Source organism: Sediminicoccus sp. BL-A-41-H5, from assembly GCF_050632405.1.
Taxonomy (GTDB): domain Bacteria; phylum Pseudomonadota; class Alphaproteobacteria; order Acetobacterales; family Acetobacteraceae; genus Roseococcus.
The window spans coordinates 4,077,114-4,096,496 of sequence record NZ_CP192601.1; the positions used below are offsets into that span (position 1 = coordinate 4,077,114).

A 19,383-nucleotide genomic window follows, 5' to 3' on the forward strand; every position below is an offset into this window, starting at 1 on the left:
GCGCGGAGCGCGCGCCCGGCGTTTGAGGGCATCAAAAATTCAAGCCGCCGGCCCCTCCGGGGCCAGCATGCCCTGCCCCCGCGTCAGGCCGCAGGCCTGGGCGATGTGCACCGCATCCAGCAGGAATTCGTGCTTCGTCTCGCGCTCGGCCGCGGCACTCGCCACCTTCATGTAGGTGATGACGTCCACGCCGATGCCGCCCTCGGTGATGCCCGAGAGGCCGATATCGGTGCGCTCGGCGACGAAGACCTCATCCTCGCGGATGCGCTGGCGCAGCGCCTGGATGAAGGCCTCCAGCGCCTGTGGATTGGCGCCCGCCGTCACTGGCAGCGTCGTCTTGAGCAGGCGCAGCCGGCGCGAGCCAAGATTGTTGATGGTGGAATCCGAGAGCTTGCCGTTCGGGATCACCATCACGCTGTCCTGCGCCGTGCGCACGCGCGTCGAGCGGATGCCCACATGTTCGACGGCGCCCTCGATCTCGCCGCTGCTGATCCAGTCGCCGCGCTGGAAGGGCCGGTCCGTCACCAGGATGCCGGCGCCGAAGACGTTGGAGAGCGTCTCGCGCGAGGCGAAGGCGAAGGCGAGGCCGCCGATGCCGAGGCCCGCGACGATCCCGCCCGTCGGGATGGAGAGGAAATGCGCGGCGCTGAGGAAGCCCGCCACCACCACCAGCAGCCGCGCCGTCGCCAGCAGCAGGGTGAAGAGGATGTCGTCGGTCGCGCTGGCGGAGCGGCTGGAGATGCGCGCGAGGATGATACCCGCCGCGCCGAAGACGCGCCAGGCGACGACGCAGGCCGCGATGGTGAGGCAGATGCCGAAGAAGGGCAGGGAGTAGCGACGGAAATGCTCCGGCATGCCGATCAGGTCGGGGAAGAAGGCGGCGAGGCTGAGGCCGATGACGATGCCGAGCGCCCAGGTGAAGCTGGCGCCGCTCTCCTCGCCGCCCACCATCCAGTCCATGCCGCGCCGCGCGAGCCGCGCCCCGAAGGTGCCGGTCAGCACGGCGCTCGTCATCACCAGCAATCCCATGAGGATCTGCCAGTATTCCGTCTGGCCGATCCGCCCCAGCAGGACCGGGGCATGCATCTTCGCCAGTTCACGCAACTCGAAGAAACGGGCGGGCGGGATCAGGCCGGGGGGTGTCGCGAGCGGTGGCGGCAGGCTCTCCACCGCGTTGAAGATCCGGGCCGCGTCGCGCACGGTCTGCGCGGTGAAGCGCCAGGGCGCGTTCGCCTCCTGCCCCAGGGGCGCGATCACGATGCTGCCCGCCGGGTGGCTGAAATGGACATAGGGCGCGCGATCGGCGCCGTCATTCGGGATGGATTGCAGCCCGACCAGGCCGATGTGATTCAGCGCGCGGCGGAGGAATTGCGCGGTCATCGCGCCCTCGCCCTCGCGCAGCACCTCGGGCACGGCCGAGAGGTCGAGCGCCGAGAGGGCCAGCGCGCGGCCCTCGCCCTGCCAATCGGCCATGCCCTCCAGGAAGCTGCGCATGGCATCGCGCGGGTTGCGCATCTGCCGGTAGGCATCCGCCGACGGGAAGCGGCCGCCGGTCAGCGCCAGCAGGCGCCGCCGCGCCGAATCCCGCGCCGCGGCATCGGGCATGACGAGCCGCCACAACCCGTCCTGGCCGCGGATCAGCGTGAGCTGCAGCCGCGCATCGCTGCCCGACTGGTGCAGCGTGACGGGAACCTCGGTCGCATCGGTGGCGAGCGGAATGGCGCTGATCCGGAAGGTCGTGAGGTCGATCAGCGTGAAGAGTTCCTGCACCAGGCGCAGATGCTCCTGCCGCCCCAGATCGCCCTCCAGCGCGGAGAAATCCATGGTGCTGATCACCGTCGCCCAGGCGTCGGCGCGGCCGCCGCGGGCCAGGTTGGCGCTGACGATGAATTGCCGGAAGGCGTCGCGCGGCGTCGCCTGGTTCAGCCCGGTGACGGCCGGGCGGGCCTCCGTCCGTGCGCCGGTCCACCACTCGCCCTCGTCATAGCGGCCGGTGAAGCTGTGGCCGTCGCGGTCCATCACGAAGACGAAGCGGCCGGCCTCCTGGCCTTGCCTCCAGCTGCCTTCCAGCCTGCGGCCATCCGCCACCGCCTCGATCCGTCCGCCATAGAGCGGGTAGCTGCCGGTGACGCGGTTCCCCTCCTGCTGGAGCACCAGGTGGTCGCCATCATCGCGCCAGCTGGTGATCCATTCGCCCGTCCAGGCGCCGTTCGCCAGCGCGGCCAGGGGCAGCACGAGCAGCAGGGTGAGGGTGGCGAGGATGCGCCTCGGCCGGGCCAGCGTGCGATGGATGCGGAGGGCGGTGACCTTCATGGCCTCGGACTTTCGCTGCTGTGCGGCAGTATGGTCCCGCCGGAAGGCGCGCGCCAAGATCGCGCCGGGGCGTGAGCGCGGGCTGGCCCGCCCTGGACGGCTTGGCTAGGCTTGAAGGCGGCCGATCAACGCCGGAGGAACACCCATGCCGAACGAGGCGCGCTACGCCCATCCCGAAGCCATCGTCGAGACCGCATGGCTGGCGGAGAATCTCGCGGACCCGAAGCTGCGGGTCTTCGACTGCACCACCTACCTGCTCTATGAGACCGGCACCGGGCGGCCCTATCGGATCGGCAGCGGCCGGCCGGATTACGAGGCGGCGCATATCCCGGGCTCGGCCTTCCTCGACCTGCAAGGCGAGCTGTCCGACACCACCAGCCCTTTCAACTTCACCATGCCCGCACCTGAGCTGCTGGCGGCGCGCTTCGCGGCCAGGGGCGTGGGCGAGGGGCGGCGCGTGGTGCTGTATTCACGCAAGAACATGCAATGGGCGACGCGTGTGTGGTGGATGCTGCGCGCCATCGGCTTCGATGATGCGGCGGTGCTCAATGGCGGCTTCGACAAATGGGCCGCCGAGGGCCGCCCGGTCGAGGCCGGCGCGCGGCACTATCCCGGCGCCCGGCTCACGGCCCGCCCGCGCCCCGGCCTCTTCGTCGGCAAGGAGGAGATGCAGGGCGCGATCGGCGATGCCGCGACCTGCACCATCAACGCGCTGGCGCCCGACCTGCACAGCGGCGAGAACCCGCGCTATGGCCGCCCGGGCCGGATTCCGGGCAGCGTGAACGTGCCCGTGGCCTCGCTGGTGGACCCCGCCAGCATGACCTTCCGCCCGGCCCACGAGGTGGCCGCGATCTTCGCGGCGGTGGGTGCGGAGCCCGCCAGGCGCAAGCTGCTCTATTGCGGCGGCGGCATCGCGGCGACGCTCGATGCCTTCCTGCTGCACCAGCTCGGCCATACCGACCTGGCCGTCTACGACGCCTCGATGAACGAATGGGCGCGCGACGAATCCCTGCCCATCGAAACCGGCTGAGCGCCCCGCCTCAGACGGTCCGCGCCGTGTAGCCGTGGCTGAGGCTGCGGCCCAGCACCGGGTCGTGCAGCGTCACGCGGAAATCGGCGGCGGGGCGGATGCCGCCCTGCACGGCGAGCGTGCCGCCGAACATCAGCAGGCCCGGCCCCTTCGGTACGCCCAGCGCGCGCGCCTTCTCGATCAGGTCATCGGGGTGGCGCATCGCGGCCACGCCGCCGCGCTGATAGGTCACCCACTGGCCGCCTTCGCGGATCTCGCTGTGGATCTCGAGGCTGTCCCAATGCGGCGCCACCTCCTCCCAGGGCCAGACGGCGTGGCTGATGGGCTTCGGGCACATCTGCTTCGACACCATGATCGAATAGGCCTCGACCTTGCGGTCCGTGTGGTCCGACCCGCAGCTGATGAAGCGGCCGCCGGCGGTCTCGATCAGCACCCATTCGCCCTCGCCGCTGCTGTCATGGCCCAGCACATCCACGAGTGGCGCCTGCGTCAGCGTCTCCAGCCCCGCGCGGTAGTAGCAGGGCACGGTGGCCGGCGGCGCCACGCCGAGGGCGGCGAGTTCGTCGATGTGCTCCTGCAGCTTGTGCGCGTCGCGTCCGGTCCAGCCGGCGATGACGAGGTCGGTGATCTCGGCATGGACCGGGCCGGTGGGGGAGGTGAAGTGGAGCGTGCGCATGGGGGCGTCCTGGACAATCTCAGACGTGCATCGGAACATGGCTGCACAGAAAAAGGGAGGGGGGCCGCATGGAACATGTGGGCTTCGTCGGGCTCGGCATGATGGGCCGCCCGATGGCGATGAATCTGGCGGCGAAGCAGGTGCCGCTCACCACATTCGACGCCGCGGGTGTCACGCTGGAGGGCGTGCCGGCGGTGGCCGACGCCTCGGCGCTGGCCGGCGCATGCCGCCTCATCATCCTCATGCTGCCCGACAGCAAGGCGGTGGCCAGCGTGATGGGCGGCCTGCTGCCCGCGCTGCAACCGGGCTCCCTCGTCATCGACATGGGCAGCAGCGAGCCGGGCGAGACGCGGCGCTGGGCCGAGGCGCTGGCGGAGAAGGGCTGCGCCATGCTGGACGCGCCGGTCTCGGGCTCCGTGCCGAAGGCGCGCGCCGGCACGCTCGCCATCATGGTGGGCGGTGCGGATGCGGACTTCACCCGCGCCGAGCCGGTGCTGCGCGCGATGGGCGAGGCGATCATCCGCACCGGTGCCATCGGCAGCGCGCATGCGATGAAGGCGCTGAACAACTACGTCTATGCCGCCGGCCTGCTGGCCGTCAGCGAGGCGGCGCAGATGGCCGAGGCGCAGGGGCTGGACCTCGGCATCTTCGCGGCCGTGCTCAACGCCAGCTCCGGCCGCAACATCGCCTCCGAGACCAAGCTCGCGCAGGAGATCACGTCGCGCCGCTATGCCGGCGGCTTCCAGCTCGGCCTCATGCGCAAGGACCTGGAGACGGCGGGCGGCATCGCGGCCGCCACGGGGGCGGAAGCGCCGCTGCTGGCCCTCCTGCGCGCCCGCTGGACGGAGGCGCTGGGCGTGCTGGGGCCGCGCGCGGACAACACGGAAATCCATCGCTACATCACGGGAAACGCCAAGTCATGACCCTTTCTCGCCGCGCGGTCCTCGCCGCGCCCGCGCTGCTCGCGCCCCTCGCCGCCAACGCGCAGTCCTGGCCCGAGCGGCAGATCCGCATCGTCGTCGCCTTCCCCGCCGGCAGCGTGACCGACAGCCTGGTGCGCAACCTGGTCGAGCCGCTTTCGCGCGAACTCGGCCAGACCGTGATCATCGACAACCGGCCCGGCGGCAATGGCGTGGTCGGCACCATGGCGGTGAAGGGTGCGGCACCGGACGGCTACACCATGGCGGTGCTGAGCGTGACCAACGGCGCGCTGAACACCTACCTTGTCCGCAACCTCGCCTATGACCCGATCCGCGACTTCACGCAGATGGGTTTTCTCGCCGAGGCGCCCTATCTGCTGGTGGTGCCCAATTCCTCGCCGGCGCGGAACGTGGCGGAATTGCTGGAACTGGCGCGCCGCCGCCCGGGCGAGCTGACCTTCAGCCACGGCAATGCGAGTGCGCTCATCGGCAGCCAGCTGATGAACCGCATGGGGGGTGTGCGCATGCTGGCCGTGCCCTCGCGCGGCGGGCCGGAGGCGCTGACCGAAGTGCTGGCCGGCCGCATCGATTCCACGCTGACCGACTTCGCCTCGGGCCTCGCCCAGGTGCGCGAGGGCCGCGTGCGCGCGCTGGGTGTCACCACGCCCGGCGTCTTCCCGCTGGCGCCCGAGATCCCGCCCATTTCGGCGACGCTGCCGGGCTACGAGCTGACGGTGTGGTTCGGCCTCGCGGCACCTGCGGGCACGCCCGCGCCGGTGGTGGGCCGCTTCAACGCGGCGCTGGAAAAGGTGCTGGCCCAGGCCGATGTGCGCGAGCGCCTGGGCCGCCTTGGCTTCGCGCCGCGCGCCATGCAGCCCGAGCAGTGGCGCGACTATCTGCAGAACCAGATCACCAGCATGACGCGGCTGGCGCGCGAGGTGGGGCTGGAACCGAGCTGACGCGCAACCGGCGGGGCGGCTCGGCCGTTTCAACCTTCTTCGGTTGGAGTGCCGCCCATGCCCCGCATGATCCTTCTGCCGCTGGCCGGTCTGTTGCTGATGGCGCAGGCGGTGCCCGCGCCGGTGCCGCGGGACCTGCCAGGCCCGGCGCCGGCGCCGGGCGTCACGCCGCCCGAGCGGCTGGAGCGGCCACCGCTTCGGCCCGATGGCGTGATCGTGCCGCCTGGCGTCCCGCGCGGCGGCGTGATCGTGCCGCCGGCCATGCCGCCCATGCCGCAGGCCGATGTGCCGGACGAGACGCCAGGCCTGCCGCGCGGCACGCCGCCGCCGGAGGGCGGGCCGCGCTTTCCGCCCGGCCCGCGCATCCACTGAAGCCGGCGCGCCTCAGCCGATCTTGTGGTCGGCCATCTTCTCCAGCGCCTGGACCATGCCCGAATGGTCCCACTGGCTCCCGCCCATGGCGGCGCAGGCCGAGAAGAGCTGCTGCGCGGAGGCCGTGTTGGGCAGCGCCACACCCAGCTCCTTCGCCGATTGCAGCGCCAGGTTCAGGTCCTTCTGGTGCAGCTCGATCCGGAAGCCCGGGTTGAAGGTGCGGTTGATCATGCGCTCGGCATGCACCTCCAGGATGCGGCTGTTGGCGAAGCCGCCCATCAGCGCCTGGCGGACCTTGGCCGGGTCGGCGCCCGCCTTGCTGGCGAAGACCAGCGCCTCGGACACCGCCTCGATGTTCAGCGCCACGATGATCTGGTTGGCGACCTTGGTCACCTGGCCCGCGCCGTTCTCACCCACGCGGGTGATGTTCTTGCCCATCAGCTCGAACAGCGGCAGGGCGCGCGCGAAGGCGGCTTCCGAGGCGCCGACCATGATGGTGAGCGCCGCGTTCTTCGCGCCGATCTCGCCGCCCGAGACGGGCGCGTCGATGTAGTCGCAGCCCAGCGCGTTGATCTTCGCGGCGAAGTCCTTCGTCGCCGTCGGGCTGATCGAGGACATGTCGATGACGAGCTTGCCGGCGGAGAGGCCCGCCGCCACGCCATTCGCGCCGAACAGCACGCGCTCCACATCGGGCGTGTCCGGCACCATGAGGATGATGATCTCGGCCGCCTTCGCCACCGCCGTGGCATCGGCCACGATGGTGAAGGCCGCGCGCGTCTCGGCCTTCAGCGAGGCGCGCTCGGGCGCGATGATGGTGTGGCCCGCCTTGGCGAGGTTCTGCGCCATGGGCAGGCCCATGATGCCGAGGCCGATGAAACCGATGTTCATGTGGGACGTGTCCTGTCGAATGAGTTGACGATGCTAGTTGATGGCAGGCTTGAGGTGCCTGAGTAGGTTCGCGTTGGCGGTAGCTAAACGATCTCCTACCTTGTCCTCTGGGATACCAAAGACAAATCCCTGCGCTTCGGTGGCATCCCGCAGGTTGGCACTATGCGGGCCGTTTTCTCCCGATGCCTCCAGTACCGGCTTATCCCGCGCCAGGACCTCGGATAACCTCGCACCAAGGGTTGCCTTGCGCCGGATTTCCACAATTATTTCGCTGAGATCGGCAAAGGCTCCCGCGGGTACGTGCCCGAAGTGTACCTCGCAGAGGAGCTGATGTTTTCGGATTGTTGCAAATAGATGCGCCTGGGAGGCGATTCTTTCTAATACGAGCTTGAAATCCCTCCCATGCTCTCCCCAGCGTTCCGAAACATCGTCAGGAATTTCATGCTCAATTTGTAAGTGGCGAGTACCAAGGCGGCAGTAGTTTAGCTGGTCAACAATTTCTTGAAATGCGATAAGAGCTTCTTCCGCTACTTCCGCTCGGCGCTTACCCCTGACCTGGAAGCGCCAGAGCCAAAGAGCCCCGGCGATGGTCACGGCAGCACTAATCAAACTGCCGGACAGGGATGCCAGAAACGGTTGAGACAGCAGGTCCCGCACTGCTCTATCCGCGATACTTCGCGAACCAACCCAGGCCTGCCACCGTCTCGCCCTTCGGGCGATATTCGCAGCCGATCCAGCCGCGGAAGCCGCTGGCGTCGATCGCGTTGAAGACGAAATCCCAGTTCACCTCGCCCGTGCCGGGCTCGTGGCGTCCCGGGTTATCGGCCACCTGCATATGGGCGATGTAGGGCAGGAGTTCGGCCGCGCGGCGCGCCACGTCGCCCTCGGTGATCTGGCAGTGATAGAGGTCGAATTGCAGGCCGACGCGGTCCATGCCCAGCGCGTCGATGATGCGCGTCGCCTCCTTCGTCGTGTTGAGGAAGAAGCCCGGGATGTCGCGATGGTTGATCGGCTCGATCACCGGCTTCACGCCGGCCTTGGCGCATTCCTCCGCCGCGAAGTCGAGGTTCGCGGCGTAGCAGGAGAGCAGCGTGTCGCGCGCAGCACCGGCCGGCGTCAGCCCCGCCATCACGTGCAGGCGCGGGCATTTCAGGGCCACGCTGTATTCGAGGGCACGCTTGATGCTCTCGCGGAATTCGGCGCGGCGCTCGGGCAGGCAGGCCATGCCGCGCTCGCCGGCGTTCCAGTCGCCCGGGGGCGCGTTGAACAGCGCCTGGGTGAGGCCGTTGCCCTCCAGGCGCTTCGCGATCTCGGCCGCCGGGAACTCATAGGGGAAGAGGAATTCCACAGCCTCGAAGCCCGCGGACCGCGCGGCGGCGAAGCGGTCGAGGAAGGGGAGTTCGTTGAACATCATGGAGATGTTCGCAGCAAACTTGGGCATGGACGTTCCTGAGTGATTGTTGACGAACCACCAGAAGGCTCCGCCCCCCGGCACCCTCGTGAGGCTTGGCCTCACGAGGAAGAACCGCCCGTGCCAAACCGGCGCCCTGTCGGGGCCCCCGCGAAAGCGCGAAGCGATTTCGTGGGGAAACCCTTTAGGCGTTCCCGCTCAGATAATCCATCGCCGCCCGCACGCCGTCGGGCTTGTGCGGCACGCCCGCGATGCGCAGCCCCATCTCGATGCCGCTCAGCGTACCCATCAGGTGCAGCTCGCCGATATCGCCCAGATGGCCGATGCGGAAGACGCGGTCATTCAGTTGCCCCAGGCCATTGCCGAGCGACATGTTGAACCGCTCGCCGATGGTGGCGCGCAGCGCATTGGCGCTGTGGCCCTCCGGCAGGCGCACCGCCGTCAGCACCGAGGAATAGTGGCGGGGCTCGGCGCACTGGATCTCCAGGCCCCAGGCGCGCACGGCGCGGCGCGTCGCTTCCGCCATGCGGTCGTGGCGCGCGAAGACATTGTCCAGCCCTTCCTCGAAGATCATGTCGAGCGCGGTGTCGAGCGCGTAGAGCATGTTCGTCGCCGGCGTGTAGGGGAAATAGCCGGTGGCGTTGGAGGCGATCATCGGCCCCCAGTCCCAGAAGCTGCGCACGAGCTTGGCGTTCTTGCTGGCCGCGATCGCCTTGGCCGAGACGGCGTTGAAGGAGAGGCCGGGCGGCAGCATCAAGCCCTTCTGCGAGCCGGAGACGGTGACGTCCACGCCCCATGTGTCGTGCTTGAACTCCATGGAGCCGAGGCCGCTGATCGTGTCCACCAGCAGCAGCGCGGGGTGGCCGGCGGCATCGATGGCGGCGCGCACTTCCGCGATGCGGCTGGTGCAGCCCGTGCTCGTCTCATTGTGGACGACGCAGACGGCCTTGATCTCATGCCCCTTGTCGGCGCGCAGATAGGCCTCGATCGCCTCCGGCTCGGCGGCGCGGCGCCAGTCGCCCTTGAGGAATTCCGGGCGGATGCCGAGCCGCTCGGCCATCTCGCGCCAGAGGCTGGCGAAATGGCCCGTCTCGCACATCAGCACGCGGTCATTGGGGCTCAGCGTGTTCACCAGCGCCGCTTCCCAGGCGCCGGTGCCCGAGGCCGGGAAGATGATGACGTGGCTCTCGGTCTGGAAGATCTTCTTGACCTTGCCCAGCACCTGCTTGCCCATCACGCCGAAATCCGGGCCGCGATGGTCCATCGTCGGGTTGTCGAGGGCGCGCAGGACGCGGTCCGGCACGTTGGAGGGGCCGGGGATCTGCAGGAAATGGCGGCCGGGGCTGGTGCGGGTCTGGAAATAGGCCATGGGGTCCTCCTGGGTTGCCCCCTCATGCCCCGAACCGGCCCTGCCTGCCAATGAGTTCGGCTTGTGCACGGCATGAGGATTATCCATCTGGCGCCGCGCCGAAGCGGGGCTAAAACGGCGCCATGAACGCCATCGCACCCCAAATCGGAGATTCCCGCCTGGCCCGCAGGCTGCAGCGCGAGACGGAAGGGAGCGTGCTCTTCGCCCCCGCCGATCGCGGCCGCTATGCGACCGATGCCAGCATCTACCAGGTCGAGCCCATCGGGGTTCTGGTGCCCAGGACCACCGCCGATGTGGAAGCGGCCATGGCGATCTGCCGGGAGGAGGGCGTGCCCGTCCTGCCGCGCGGCGGCGGCACCAGCCAATGCGGGCAGACGGTGAACCGCGCGCTGGTGCTGGACTGCACCAAGCATCTGCGCCGCGTGCTGAGCGTGGAGGGCGACACGGCGCGCGTGGAGCCGGGGATCACGCTGGGCGCGCTGAACGAGGCGCTGAAGAGCACGAAGCAGTTCTTCCCGGTGGACCCCAGCACCTGGCAGCGCTGCACCATCGGCGGCATGGCGGGGAACAATTCCTGCGGCTCGAAATCCATCCGCTACGGGCTGATGGCCGACAATGTGCGCGCCATCGATGCCATCCTCGCCGATGGCTCGCGCCATGTCTTCGGCGAGAACGCGCCCAACACCGACCTCGTCGCCCGCCTGCACGCGCTGGGCGAGCGCGAGGCGGCCGAAATCGCGGAGAAATTCCCCGCGCAGCTCCGCCGCGTCGGCGGCTATAACCTGGATGCGCTGACGCCGGATGCGCGCGCCAATGGCCGCGGCAACCTCGCGCGGCTGCTGGTCGGTTCGGAAGGCACGCTGGCGTTTTCGGCCGCGCTCGACCTCAAGCTCTGGCCCATCAAGCCGCGCAAGGTGGTGGGCATCTGCCAGTTCCCCACCTTCCGCCGCGCCATGGAGGCGTCGAAGCATCTGGTCACGCTCGACCCCGAGGCGGTGGAGCTGGTGGACCGGACGATGATCGACCTCGGCCGCTCCATCCCGATCTATCGCGCGACGATCGACCAGATGGTGATCGGCGAGCCGGACAGCCTGCTCATCGTCGAGTTCCACGGCGATGACGACGCGAAGCTGATGCGCCAGCTGGCGATGCTCGATGAGATGATGGGCGATCTCGGCCTGCCGGGGCAGGTGGTGCATGCGGTGGATGCCGGCTTCCAGGCCGCCATCGCCGAGGTGCGCGAGGCCGGGCTCAACATCATGATGAGCCAGAAGCAGGATGCGAAGCCGGTCTCCTTCATCGAGGATGCGGCGGTCAGCCTGGAGGACCTGCCCGACTACACCGAGCGCCTCACCGCCGTCTTCGACGAATACGGCGTGAAGGGCACCTGGTATGCCCATGCCAGCGTCGGCTGCCTGCATGTCCGTCCCGTGCTGAACATGAAGGAGGGCGGCGACGTCCGGAAGATGCGCGAGATCGCTGAGCGCTGCTTCGAGCTGGTCCGTGAATACAAGGGCAGCCATTCGGGCGAGCATGGCGATGGCATCGTCCGCTCCGAATTTCATGAGAGCATGTTCGGCCCGCGCATCGTCCGCGCCTTCGAGGCGGTGAAGGACGAGTTCGACACGAACGCGCTGCTCAACCCTGGCCGCGTGGTGCGCCCGCCGCGCATGGATGACCGCAGCCTCTTCCGCTACCCGCCCGACTACACGCCGCTCTCCGACGTGAAGCCCGTGCTCGACTGGTCGGCGCATCCCGGGCCGCAGGCCGGCCTGCTGGGCGCGGTCGAGATGTGCAACAACAACGGCACCTGCCGGAAGTTCGACGCCAACGTGATGTGCCCGAGCTATCGCGTGACGCGCGACGAGCAGCACCTGACGCGCGGCCGCGCGAACACGCTGCGCTTGGCGCTGACCGGGCAGATTCCGGGCGGCATCGCGAGCCCCGAGGTGCAGGAGGCGATGTCGCTCTGCGTCTCCTGCAAGGGCTGCAAGCGCGAATGCCCCACGGGCGTGGACATGGCGCGCATGAAGATCGAGGTGCTGGCCGCGCGCAACGCGAAGCAGGGCGTGCCGCTGAAGGACCGCCTGGTGGCCGCGCTGCCGCACTACGCGCCCTGGGCGGCCAGCCTGCCCTGGCTCGCCAACCTCCGGAACCGCGTGCCGCTGCTGGCGAAGCTGATGGAGCGCGTCACCGGCATCGCGGCCGATCGCAAGCTGCCGGAATTCGCCGCGCCCCCCTTCCTCGACCGCGATGGTTGCCGCAAGGAGGGCGAGGCGCGCGAGGTGCTGCTCTTCGCCGACACCTTCAACCGCTACTTCGAGCCCGAGAACCTGCACGCCGCCGTGCGCGTGCTGAACGCCGCCGGCTATTCGGCGCAGGTGGCGAGTGCCGGCGGCCGGCCGCTCTGCTGCGGCCGCACCTATCTGGCGGCGGGCATGGTGGAGGAGGCGCGGGCCGAGGCGCGGCGGACGCTCGCCGTGCTGGCGCAATCCGACGCGCCGGTGATCGGCCTCGAACCCTCCTGCCTGATGACGCTGCGCGACGAATTCCAGGCGCTGCTCCCGGGCCCGGAGACCGAGGCGCTCTCCAGGCGCGCCTTCCTCGTGACCGAGTTCCTGGAGAAGGAAGGCACGCTGCCCGCGCTCAAGCCCGGCGCGCCCGTGGCCCATATCCATGGCCATTGTCACCAGAAGGCCTTTGGCGCGTTCCCTGCCGCGGTGAAGGCGCTCAAGCGCGTGCCGGGCATGGAGGTGAAGCCCATCGCCTCCTCCTGCTGCGGCATGGCCGGCGCCTTCGGCTATGAGGCGAAGAACCTGGAGACGTCGAAGGCCATGGCCGAACTCTCGCTGCTGCCCGCTGTGCGCGCCGCCGCGCCCGGCGAGGTGATCGTGGCCGACGGCACTTCCTGCCGCCACCAGATCGCGGATCTGAGCGGGCGGGAGGCGCTGCACTCCATACGCGTGCTGGACCGCTCGCTGTGAGGGAGATCCTCGACTTCTGGTTCGCCGATGGCCCGGACCAGTTCCGCCAGGCCTGGTTCACCAAGGACGCCGCCTTCGATGCCGAGATCGCGCGCCGCTTCGGCACGCTGGTGGCGCCCGCGCGGGAGGGCACGCTGGATGACTGGGCCGCGACGCCGGAGGGCGCGCTTGCGCTTCTGATCCTGCTGGACCAGTTCCCGCGCAACCTCTTCCGTGGTGCGCCCGAGGCTTTCGCGAGCGATCCGCATGCGCTGGCCCTCGCGCGCCGCGTGGTGCTGGAGCAGCGGCTGGACCTCCGGCTCACGCCCACGCAGCGCGTCTTCCTCTACCTGCCCTTCGAGCACGCCGAATCGCTCGATGCGCAGGACCTCTCCGTCGCGCTCTTCGAGGGGCTGCGCGACTGGCCGGCGCATGCGGCCCCCGGCGGCACCATCGCCTATGCCTGGGCGCATCGCGCCGTCATCGCGCGCTTCGGCCGCTTCCCGCATCGCAACGGCATCCTGGGCCGCGAAAGCACACCGGCCGAGCAGGCCTATCTGGCCCAGCCCGGCGCGGGGTTCTGAGGCAGGGTTTGACCGCGCCGCCGGACCGGGTTCAATGCGGCCGCACAACGTCCAGGACAACGCCATGAAGCTCGTCGGCCGCACCCTCTCCCCCTTCGTCCGCCGCGTCGCGGTGACGCTCGCCGTCTATGGCCTGCCCTATGAGAGCCTGGCGCTCTCCACCGTGACCGATGGCGCGGCGATCAAGGGCTACAACCCGGTCGGCCGCGTCCCCTCGCTGATTCTGGATGATGGCGAGGTGCTGATCGACTCGAGCGCCATCATCGACCACCTGGACGAGCTGGCCGGCGCCGGCGCCCTCATCCCCAGCGCGGGGGCCGAGCGGCGGCAGGTGATGCGCGTGGTGCAGATCGCCCTGGGGGCCGCCGAGAAGGCCGTCGCCGCCTATTACGAAGGCCAGCGCCGGCCCGAGGGGCTGACCTGGTCAGAAGGGCTGGCCAATCTGGAGGGCCAGTTCCTGGGCGGTTTCGCCGCGTTGGAAGCCATGCTGACCGGCGATCACCTCTGCCTCGGCCGCCTGACCCAGGCGGATGTGACCGCGCTCTGCGGCCATGATTTCGCGGCGCGCGTGATGCCGGACCTCATCACCGGCCGATTCCCGCGCCTTTCGGCCCTGGCCGCGCGGCTGAACGCCGACCCCCGGATCGGCGGGACCGCCTTCAAGGGGTGAGGCCGCCCGGCGAATTTTTTCAGCCGGATTAATTGTTTATTAAGCGGAATGACGCAACCGTCACGGGACGGGCGGGCAAACTTGTGCTGCACTGCACAAATTGGGTCTTGAACTCTGACCGAACCCGCGTAGATACGATTTCGTAACGGGAAGAACCGCAAGCACGGCTCCATCAGACCAAGAGGGGCTCGCATGCTTCGTCGTCACTTCATCACCGCCGCCCTGGCCGCGCCGGTGGTGCTTCGCACCCATGCCGCGCGGGCGACCGAACCCGTGGATGTGGAACTGGTCCTCGCCGTGGATGTCTCGCGCTCCGTGGACAATGAGGAGCAGGAGATGCAGATGCGCGGCTATGCCGCCGCCTTCCGCGACCGCCGGCTCGTCGAGGCGATGTCGCGCGGGCCCATCGGCTCCATTGCCTGCACCCTCTTCACCTGGTCCGACTGGAACATCCAGGAGCATCTGGTGCCCTGGATGAAGCTGGACGGCCCCCAGGCCGCCGAGCGCTTCGCCCAGGCGATCGACGCCGCGCCGCGCCGCACGCATCTCTACACCTCCATCTCCGGCGCCATGGACTATGCGGCGAAGCTGTTCGGCCAGGGCTATGAGGGCACGCGCCGCGTGGTGGATATCTCGGGCGACGGCATCAACAATTCCGGCCGCGAGGTGGGGGCGGCGCGCGAGGAGGCGCTGAACCAGGGCATCGTCCTGAACGGCCTCGCCGTGCTCGACCGCACGCCGCCGCCGCCGGGCCTGGGCGCCATGCAGCCGCTCGATGAATATTACCGCGAGCGCGTGATCGGCGGCCCGGGCGCCTTCCTCATGGTGGCCGACGGCTTCGAGAGCTTCGAGCAGGCGGTGCGCCGCAAGATCATCCGCGAGGTGGCGGTCGCGCCCCCGCCCGGCCCGCTGGTCGAACGCGCGACGGTGTGATCAGCCTTCCAGATGGCGGCGCGGCCGGTGCCGCGCCAAGAGCCCGTCCACCGGGCCTGCCACCAGGGCGATGACCCAGAAGGCCGAGGCGACCAGCACGATGGTCGGCCCGCTCGGCACATCGAGGTGGTAGGAGGCGAGCAGCCCCACCAGCGTCGCCGCCACCGCGATGCCCACCGCCGCCAGCACCATGCCCCCGAGCTCCCGCGCCAGGTGCCGCGCCGCGATGGCCGGCAGCATCATCAGCCCCACCGCCATCAGGCTGCCCACCGCCTGAAGGGCCGCGACCAGGTTCAGCACGGCGAGTGCCAGCAGCCCCAGGTGCCAGACGCTGCCGCGCAGCCCGACCGCCTGGGCGAAGCTCGGGTCGAAGCATTCCAGGATGAGCGGCCGCCAGGCGATCGCGAGGAAGGCGAGGGTGGCGGTCGCCGCCCCGCCCATCAGCAGCAGCGCCGCGTCATCCACCCCCAGCACCGAGCCGAAGAGCAACTGCGTGAGTTCGACGGCCGAGCCGCGCCAGGAGATCAGTGTCACACCGGCGGCCAGCGCCGTGAGATAGAGCCCGGTCAGCGCCGCATCCTCGCGCCCGCCCGTGGCCCGCGCCAGCGCCCCCGCGCCGAGGGCCACCACCAGCCCCGCCAGCAGCCCGCCCAGGGCCAGCGCCGGCAGCCAGAGCCCCGCCACCACGAAGCCCAGCGCCACGCCGGGCAGGATGCCATGCGCCAGCACGTCGCCGGTCAGGCTCATCCGCCGCAGCATGAGGAAGACGCCGAGTGGCGGCGCCGAGAGGCTGATGGCCAGGCACCCCACCAAAGCGCGGCGCAGGAAGCCGAATTCGGCGAAGGGCGCGATCAGCGCCTCATAAACCATGGCTCAGGCGGCTTCGCGCTCGCAGAGGGCGGCATCCTCGGCCCAGGCCTCGGACATCATGCGCGCGCGCAGCCGGTTCTCGGCCGAAAGCACCGTCTCGGTGGCGCCCACGGCCACGGCCTCGCGCGCCAGCAGCAGCGTCTCGGGGAATTCACGGCGGACGAGGTCGAGGTCGTGCAGCACGGCGAGGATGGTCCGCCCCTCGCCATGCCAGCGGCGCATCACGCCCAGAAGGTCGGCCGCGGTGCGGGCATCCAGCGCGTTGAAGGGCTCGTCCAGCAGGATCACCGGCGCGTCCTGCAGCAGCAGCCGGGCGAAGAGCACGCGTTGGAACTGCCCGGCCGAGAGCGAACCCACCGGCCGGCGCGCGAAGCCATGCAGCCCCACCGCATCCAGCGCCGCCTCGATCCGCTCGGGTCTCGGCGTCGCCGCGAAGGCGCCGCTTTCGCCCCAGAGGCCGAAGAGCACGGCATCCCGGCAGGTCAACGGAAAGGCGCGGTCCAGCATGGCCTGCTGCGGCAGCAGCGCGACCTCACCGGGCGCGAAGCCCGCGACGCGGCCCTCGGCCGGCTTGTGCAGGCCGGCGATGGCGCGCAGCAGGCTCGACTTGCCGGCGCCATTGGGCCCGACCACGGCCATCAGGCCGCCCGGCTTCAGGGCGAAACTGACATGATGCACGGCGGGGTGCCGCCCATGCGTGACGGTGAGGTTCTCGACCTGGAGCGCGGGGCGGCTCATGCGGTGAGGGCCCAGGCGATGGCCAACCAGAGGCCCGTGACGATCCCCGCCGCCCAGCCAAGGCGCAGCCGGGCCGAAGCCGCGAGATCGAGGGGGTGGGTCCAGTCGGGCATGATGTTATCCCATAACATGAGCGCCCCGCCGCGCCAATGCATTCGCGCCCGCGCATGGCTGGGTCCCGCCTGCGGGCTTTGCTGATTCCCCTGCGCGCCATCCCCCCCTATGAACACCCGCATGGCCCATACCGACGATGATCTGCGCCGCGCCCTCGCGCGGCATCGCGCCTTCGCCACCTTCCTCCTGGTCCTGATGGGGGGCCTGGTCTGGCTGGCCTATCAGCTTCCGCCCAGCTTCGGGGCCGATCTGCTGGCCGCCTCCGCCAAGGCGGGCGTGGTCGGCGGCCTCGCCGACTGGTTCGCGGTGACGGCGCTGTTCCGCCGCCCGCTCGGCCTGCCCATCCCGCACACCGCCATCATCCCGCGCCAGAAGGAGCGGCTGGGCCAGGGCCTCGGCCGCTTCGTGGCCAACCACGTCTTCACCGAGGCGGAGGTGAAGCGCACCATCGCCCGGCTCGACGTCGCCGGCATCCTGGCCGGCTTCCTGGCCGACCGCGAGGCGTCGCGCCCCGCCGCCCAGGCGCTGGCCGCCGCCCTGCCGCGGCTGCTCGTCACGCTGGAGGATGGCCGGGCCCGGCGCCTCCTCTCCCGCCTGTTGCCGCGCGTGGCGGGCGGGCCGGGGGCCGCGCCCGTCGTCGCCCGCGCGCTGCGCAGCCTCATCGCCGGCGGCCAGCACCAGGCGGTGTTCGATGTCGCTCTCGCCCAGCTCAAGACCATCCTGCTCGCCAAGCAGGAGGAGCTGCGCGAGGCCATCAAGCGCCGCGTGCGCGAGACGGGCGGCGCCGTCGTCGGCTGGGCGGCCGGCGCCTATGTGGCGGATCGCGTCCTGGCCGTGCTGAACGCCGAGCTCGACAAGCAGGAGCCGGGCGACAGCGAGCTGCGCCAGGCCTTCGAGGCCTGGATCGACGCCGAGATCACCCGCCTGGAGACCGAGCCCGAGCGCGCCGCGGCCCTGGGTGCGGCCATCCGCCGCGCGTTGTCCCACCCCACCGTGACGGACTGGCTGGGCGATGCCTGGGCCCGCTTGCGCGGCGCGCTGGCGGCCGATGCGGTGAACCCCAATGGCCGCACCGTGGCCATCCTGGAAGGGGCGCTCGCCAATGCCGGGCAGTTCCTGGCCGAGGATGCGGCGGCGCGGCGCAAGCTGAACGCGGCGGTGGAGGGCACGCTCGCCACGCTCCTGCCCTCGGCGCAGCAGCGTCTGTCCGATTTCATCGCCGGCGTGGTGAAGGGGTGGGACACGAAGGAAGTGACCGAGAAGATCGAGCTGCGCGTGGGCCGCGACCTGCAATTCGTGCGCGTGAACGGCACGCTGGTGGGGGCCCTGGCCGGGGGTGGTCTTTATCTGCTCATCTCCTGGCTCACGGGGGGACGGGTGATCCATTGAAACCGCTGAAATCCTTCGACGAGCTCACCGTCGGGCAACGCTTCGCCTTCGGGCAATTCTCGCTCAGCGAGGCCGAGATCATCGCCTATGCCGAGAAATTCGACCCCCAGCCCTTCCACACCGACCCCGTCGCCGCGAAATCCGCCCCTCTCTTCGGCGGGCTGGTGGCGAGCGGCCTGCACACCATGGGCGCCTGCTTCGGCCTCATCCTGGGCAGCGGCATCTTCCGCGAGGTGAGCCTGGGCGGCAGCGAGATCACCACCAAATGGCCCGCGCCGCTCCGCCCGGACGAGTCGGTGGCGGTAGAGAGCATCGTGGCCAGCCTCAAGCCCTCCCGCTCGCGCCCGGAGCTGGGGGTGGCGGTGTTCCGCCACATCGGCACGCGCCTCGCCGATGACATCATGGTCATCGAAATGACGGCGACGCATTTTTTCAAGCGCTGACAGGCGGGTTACAAATTTTTCCTTCCGTCGATCGCAGGCATTCGCCCGTTGTTGCGCGTCATGTGGCATGCTTTGTTCAGCATGCACTGGATCATGCCGCGCCCGCTCAGGCCGCATGCGACAGCCGCCTGCAACGTGATCGCGAAGGCGGGGAGAATCCCGCCCGACACAACGGAGAAGAAGATGAAGCGCCGCACCCTCCTTGCCCTTCCCATGGGCCTGCCCCTGCTTTCGGCCTGCGCCTCGGTGGATGCCGAGCAGACGACCATCCTGCGCGGCGTGATCGAGACGGTGGACCAGACCTCGCGCGAGGTGCTGGTCCGCGGCAATGCCGGCGCGCAGTCCGGCGGCCTGCTGACCATGATCGCCGGCCGGGGCGTGACCCGCTTCAACCAGCTCCGCGCGGGCGACAACGTCACGGTCGTGTATTTCCAGGCCCTCGTGGCCCGCGCCGCCCGCCCGCTCTCCAGCGCGCCGCCCGCCACCGCGAGCTTCACCGCCGAGCGTGACGCCGCCCGCCCGGGTGGCGAGGTGACGCGCGTGCGCAGCGGCCGCGTGACCATCACGGCGGTGGACAACGCGACCAGCACGGTCAGCTTCACCGGCCCCGGCGGCCTGAACCGCACGGTGACCGCCACCAACCCGGATATCCGGCGCTTCATCAGCCAGCTCCGCGTGGGCGAGCAGGTGGACATGACCTATGAAGAGGCGCTGGCCATCGAAATCACCCCGATGCGGTGA

The 19,383-nt window shown here is 69.9% G+C and carries 20 protein-coding genes; 11 read left to right on the forward strand and 9 right to left on the reverse strand.

The window, feature by feature from the left end:
* Positions 1–39: 39 nt before the first annotated feature.
* Positions 40–2,313, reverse strand: coding sequence for a mechanosensitive ion channel domain-containing protein (locus ACQ860_RS19945; RefSeq protein WP_431305077.1), 2,274 nt, complete (start codon positions 2,311–2,313; stop codon positions 40–42).
* Between the two features lie 145 nt (positions 2,314–2,458).
* Here ACQ860_RS19945 and ACQ860_RS19950 point away from each other — a divergent pair, with 145 nt between their 5' ends.
* Positions 2,459–3,343, forward strand: a complete 885-nt coding sequence (locus ACQ860_RS19950) for a sulfurtransferase (protein ID WP_431305078.1) — start codon at positions 2,459–2,461, stop codon at positions 3,341–3,343.
* A 10-nt stretch (positions 3,344–3,353) separates the two neighbouring features.
* On the opposite strand, the gene ACQ860_RS19955 is transcribed toward ACQ860_RS19950, so the two are convergent.
* A complete protein-coding gene (locus tag ACQ860_RS19955; RefSeq protein ID WP_431305079.1) occupies positions 3,354–4,019 on the reverse strand; it encodes a DUF2848 domain-containing protein in 666 nt (221 codons plus the stop codon).
* A 68-nt stretch (positions 4,020–4,087) separates the two neighbouring features.
* Between ACQ860_RS19955 and ACQ860_RS19960 the strand changes: the two genes are divergently transcribed.
* From ACQ860_RS19960 to ACQ860_RS19970, 3 genes are read left to right on the forward strand one after another with little or no spacing between them, the layout of a single operon-like run.
* On the forward strand, positions 4,088–4,942 hold the full coding sequence (locus tag ACQ860_RS19960) for an NAD(P)-dependent oxidoreductase (RefSeq protein ID WP_431305080.1): 855 nt from the start codon (positions 4,088–4,090) through the stop codon (positions 4,940–4,942).
* The gene (locus ACQ860_RS19965; protein ID WP_431305081.1) at positions 4,939–5,898 is read left to right on the forward strand and encodes a Bug family tripartite tricarboxylate transporter substrate binding protein; all 960 of its coding nucleotides are present in this window, start codon (positions 4,939–4,941) and stop codon (positions 5,896–5,898) included. The genes ACQ860_RS19960 and ACQ860_RS19965 overlap by 4 nt, the downstream gene beginning before the upstream one ends.
* A gap of 57 nt (positions 5,899–5,955) precedes the next feature.
* Positions 5,956–6,270 (forward strand): hypothetical protein, encoded by a 315-nt coding sequence (locus ACQ860_RS19970; RefSeq protein ID WP_431305082.1) that lies wholly within the window; start codon positions 5,956–5,958, stop codon positions 6,268–6,270.
* A 12-nt stretch (positions 6,271–6,282) separates the two neighbouring features.
* Here the strand turns inward: ACQ860_RS19970 and ACQ860_RS19975 are convergent, their stop codons facing one another.
* From ACQ860_RS19975 to ACQ860_RS19990, 4 genes are all read right to left on the reverse strand, one after another.
* Positions 6,283–7,158, reverse strand: coding sequence for a 2-hydroxy-3-oxopropionate reductase (locus tag ACQ860_RS19975; RefSeq protein ID WP_431305083.1), 876 nt, complete (start codon positions 7,156–7,158; stop codon positions 6,283–6,285).
* Between the two features lie 33 nt (positions 7,159–7,191).
* The gene (locus ACQ860_RS19980) at positions 7,192–7,815 is read right to left on the reverse strand and encodes a hypothetical protein (RefSeq protein WP_431305084.1); all 624 of its coding nucleotides are present in this window, start codon (positions 7,813–7,815) and stop codon (positions 7,192–7,194) included.
* 4 nt (positions 7,816–7,819) lie between these two features.
* Positions 7,820–8,599, reverse strand: coding sequence for a 2-oxo-tetronate isomerase (otnI, locus tag ACQ860_RS19985; RefSeq protein WP_431305085.1), 780 nt, complete (start codon positions 8,597–8,599; stop codon positions 7,820–7,822).
* A gap of 154 nt (positions 8,600–8,753) precedes the next feature.
* On the reverse strand, positions 8,754–9,938 hold the full coding sequence (locus ACQ860_RS19990) for a pyridoxal-phosphate-dependent aminotransferase family protein (protein ID WP_431305086.1): 1,185 nt from the start codon (positions 9,936–9,938) through the stop codon (positions 8,754–8,756).
* Between the two features lie 122 nt (positions 9,939–10,060).
* On the opposite strand from ACQ860_RS19990, the gene ACQ860_RS19995 reads away from it, so the two are divergent.
* The 4 genes from ACQ860_RS19995 (at position 10,061) to ACQ860_RS20010 (ending at position 15,088) form a co-directional block, all read left to right on the forward strand.
* Entirely contained in the window at positions 10,061–12,922 is a 2,862-nt protein-coding gene (locus tag ACQ860_RS19995; RefSeq protein WP_431305087.1) for an FAD-binding and (Fe-S)-binding domain-containing protein, read from the forward strand.
* Positions 12,919–13,485, forward strand: a complete 567-nt coding sequence (locus ACQ860_RS20000; RefSeq protein WP_431305088.1) for a DUF924 family protein — start codon at positions 12,919–12,921, stop codon at positions 13,483–13,485. The genes ACQ860_RS19995 and ACQ860_RS20000 overlap by 4 nt, the downstream gene beginning before the upstream one ends.
* A gap of 64 nt (positions 13,486–13,549) precedes the next feature.
* A complete protein-coding gene (locus ACQ860_RS20005; protein ID WP_431305089.1) occupies positions 13,550–14,155 on the forward strand; it encodes a glutathione S-transferase family protein in 606 nt (201 codons plus the stop codon).
* 192 nt (positions 14,156–14,347) lie between these two features.
* Positions 14,348–15,088, forward strand: a complete 741-nt coding sequence (locus ACQ860_RS20010) for a DUF1194 domain-containing protein (RefSeq protein ID WP_431305090.1) — start codon at positions 14,348–14,350, stop codon at positions 15,086–15,088.
* Here the strand turns inward: ACQ860_RS20010 and ACQ860_RS20015 are convergent, their stop codons facing one another.
* The gene (locus tag ACQ860_RS20015) at positions 15,089–15,958 is read right to left on the reverse strand and encodes a metal ABC transporter permease (protein ID WP_431305091.1); all 870 of its coding nucleotides are present in this window, start codon (positions 15,956–15,958) and stop codon (positions 15,089–15,091) included.
* A 3-nt stretch (positions 15,959–15,961) separates the two neighbouring features.
* On the reverse strand, positions 15,962–16,696 hold the full coding sequence (locus ACQ860_RS20020) for a metal ABC transporter ATP-binding protein (RefSeq protein WP_431305092.1): 735 nt from the start codon (positions 16,694–16,696) through the stop codon (positions 15,962–15,964).
* A 234-nt stretch (positions 16,697–16,930) separates the two neighbouring features.
* Here ACQ860_RS20020 and ACQ860_RS20025 point away from each other — a divergent pair, with 234 nt between their 5' ends.
* Together ACQ860_RS20025 and ACQ860_RS20030 are read left to right on the forward strand one after the other, a co-directional pair.
* Positions 16,931–18,199: a DUF445 domain-containing protein gene (locus ACQ860_RS20025; RefSeq protein WP_431305093.1), complete on the forward strand. Its 1,269-nt coding sequence runs from the start codon at positions 16,931–16,933 to the stop codon at positions 18,197–18,199.
* Positions 18,196–18,642 carry a MaoC/PaaZ C-terminal domain-containing protein gene (locus ACQ860_RS20030; protein WP_431305094.1) on the forward strand — a complete coding sequence of 149 codons (447 nt, stop codon included), beginning with the start codon at positions 18,196–18,198 and terminating at the stop codon, positions 18,640–18,642. Before ACQ860_RS20025 ends, ACQ860_RS20030 begins: the two co-directional genes overlap by 4 nt.
* Before the next feature lie 8 nt (positions 18,643–18,650).
* Here the strand turns inward: ACQ860_RS20030 and ACQ860_RS20035 are convergent, their stop codons facing one another.
* Positions 18,651–18,839 (reverse strand): hypothetical protein, encoded by a 189-nt coding sequence (locus ACQ860_RS20035; RefSeq protein ID WP_431305095.1) that lies wholly within the window; start codon positions 18,837–18,839, stop codon positions 18,651–18,653.
* Here ACQ860_RS20035 and ACQ860_RS20040 point away from each other — a divergent pair.
* The gene (locus ACQ860_RS20040; protein WP_431305096.1) at positions 18,826–19,383 is read left to right on the forward strand and encodes a hypothetical protein; all 558 of its coding nucleotides are present in this window, start codon (positions 18,826–18,828) and stop codon (positions 19,381–19,383) included. The two genes, ACQ860_RS20035 and ACQ860_RS20040, sit on opposite strands and share 14 nt — an antisense overlap.